Annotated in this window: 4 protein-coding genes; all 4 read right to left on the bottom strand. The window is 60.7% G+C overall.

The window, feature by feature from the left end:
• On the bottom strand, positions 1–169 hold a 169-nt coding region (gene minE, locus ACE3OH_RS21740), incomplete at its 3' end, for a cell division topological specificity factor MinE (protein WP_374358228.1).
• 3 nt (positions 170–172) lie between these two features.
• Positions 173–982: a septum site-determining protein MinD gene (gene minD, locus ACE3OH_RS21735; RefSeq protein WP_374358225.1), complete on the bottom strand. Its 810-nt coding sequence runs from the start codon at positions 980–982 to the stop codon at positions 173–175.
• 32 nt (positions 983–1,014) lie between these two features.
• Complete coding sequence (minC, locus tag ACE3OH_RS21730) at positions 1,015–1,755, bottom strand: septum site-determining protein MinC (protein WP_374358222.1); 741 nt, start codon at positions 1,753–1,755, stop codon at positions 1,015–1,017.
• A gap of 161 nt (positions 1,756–1,916) precedes the next feature.
• Positions 1,917–2,294 (bottom strand): recombination mediator RecR (locus ACE3OH_RS21725; RefSeq protein WP_374358219.1); only part of this gene is annotated, 378 nt, incomplete at its 5' end.

Here is a 2,294-nt window from a genome sequence, read left to right as displayed (position 1 = left end):
TGACCGATACATATTTCGAAATTACCGCAATCAGCTCCTGCTGCAGCGCGGGCAGGTAGTCCGGCCCGCCACGCCCGGCACGCTCATGCGCCAGAATGATCTGCAGTCGCTCGCGCGCAACCGAGGCCGATTTTTTCTTGTTACCCAGCAAATAGTCGAGAAAAGACATCCATTACCCCCCGAACAGGCGCTTGAGCCAGCCCTGCTTGGGCGCTTCGATAAAGCGCAGCGGGCGGTCTTCGCCGAGGAAGCGTGCCACCACGTCCTTATAGGCTTCTGCCACATCCGAGCCTTCCAGATGCACCGCCGGCGTGCCGCTATTGGAGGCCTGCAGGACGCTTTCCGACTCGGGAATCACGCCAATCAAGGGGATACGCAGCAAATGCTTGATATCTTCCAGCGACAGCATTTCGCCGGCATCGACGCGCTTGGGTGAATAGCGGGTGATCAGCAGGTGCGCCTTGATGCTCTGGCCTTCCTCGGCTTTTTTCGACTTGGCATCGAGGATGCCGAGAATGCGGTCCGAGTCACGTACCGATGAGACTTCCGGATTGGTGACGATCAGTGCCTCGTCGGCAAAATACAGTGCCAGCAGCGCACCGGTTTCGATGCCGGCGGGCGAGTCGCAGATGATGTAATCGAAGCCGTCGGCTGCCAGCTCCTTCAGCGTCTTTTCCACGCCTTCGCGGGTCAGCGCTTCCTTGTCGCGGGTTTGCGAGGCCGGCAGGATAAACAGATTGTCGCAATGCTTGTCCTTGATCAATGCTTGCTTGAGCGAAGCTTCGCCCTGGATGACATTGATGAAGTCGTACACCACGCGCCGCTCGCAGCCCATGATGAGGTCGAGATTGCGCAGGCCGACATCGAAATCGATCACGGCAACCTTGTTGCCGCGCAAGGCGAGCCCGGAGGCGAAGCTGGCGCTGGTGGTGGTCTTGCCGACCCCGCCCTTGCCAGAGGTAACGACGATGATTTTTGCCACGTTGCTGATCCTGTTTTCTTGAATGCGGTTGCTTAATCGAGCTTCATCGATTCGATAACCAGTTTGTTGCCGTCGAGCCGGACCTGTGCGGCCCGGCCCATGATGCTTTCCGGCAACGCTTCTTCGATGGCGCGGTATACCCCGGCCACCGACAATAATTCGGCTTCCATGCAATGGGTAAAGATGCGGGCGCGGCTGTCGCCGCGCGCACCGGCCACTGCGCGTCCGCGCAAGGGTGCGTAGACATGCACATTGCCATCGGCAATCACTTCGGCGCCGTGGCTGACCAAGGCCAGTACGATCAGGTCGCCGCCGCGTGCGTAGACCTGTTGGCCGCTACGCACCGGGCGGTCGATGATCATTGAATTGGCCGGAACCGGCGCTGGTGAAGGCGCAGGGGCGGCTTTTTCGGCCGGGAGTTCGCGGCTGCCTGTGCTGTCCGGCAGTACCGCCAGGCCAGCGCGGCGTGCCTGGTCGGCGATGAGGGCATGGCTTGCGCGTGCCGCTACCGTCTGCAAGCCATACTGGCGGAGCAGGCCAAGCAGGGCGCTTAAATCATCGGCATTGGCTGACTCGGGCCAAGCAGACAGATCGAGTATCGCGGCATCGCCGCCAAAAAAATCGGCGTTGCCGCCCAGACGGCGCTTGAGCGCATCGTCCAGCTGGGGCAGATTGGCGGTGTTGGGCGTAAAGGCGATCAGGTTAAGAGCGGCGCTCTTGAACTCGAACGGCTCGACAGCGCGGGCATTGGCCGACTTGGCGGAAGCGATCATCAGGCGCTCGGTGACGGCAGGGAGGTTGCAAACAGTGCTTCGCAGTGTACTAGGTTCGCGCGAGTCGCTTCAATACAACATGCAATCAAAAACTGTATTCAAAATGCCTGTGGTGGCGCCAAACCGGAGAATCCGGCGTGTGATCGGGCGGGTGACTGCGCTTACAGCGGTCGGCGTTCCAGCAGGGCCTGCGCCAGCGTGCCGCTGTCGACATGCTCCAGTTCGCCGCCGACTGGCAGCCCTCGGGCAATGCGGCTTACCTGCAGGCCGCGCGCGCGCAGCATTTCCGCGACATAGTGTGCGGTGGCTTCGCCTTCCACGGTGAAATTGGTGGACAGGATCACCTCGCTGACCAGCCCGTCAGTGGCGCGCGCCAGTAAATGATCGAAATGAATATCGCGCGGACCGATGCCATCCAGCGGTGACAACCGGCCCATCAACACAAAATAGCGACCCTTGTAAGCTAGGGTTTGCTCCATGCGCATCAGGTCGGCGGGCATTTCCACTACGCACAGCTGCTTTTCATTGCGTGCCAGGTC

The organism is Chitinimonas sp. (assembly GCF_041904975.1).
Taxonomy (GTDB): domain Bacteria; phylum Pseudomonadota; class Gammaproteobacteria; order Burkholderiales; family Chitinimonadaceae; genus Chitinimonas.
This window is presented reverse-complemented; position numbering and strand designations above follow the sequence as displayed.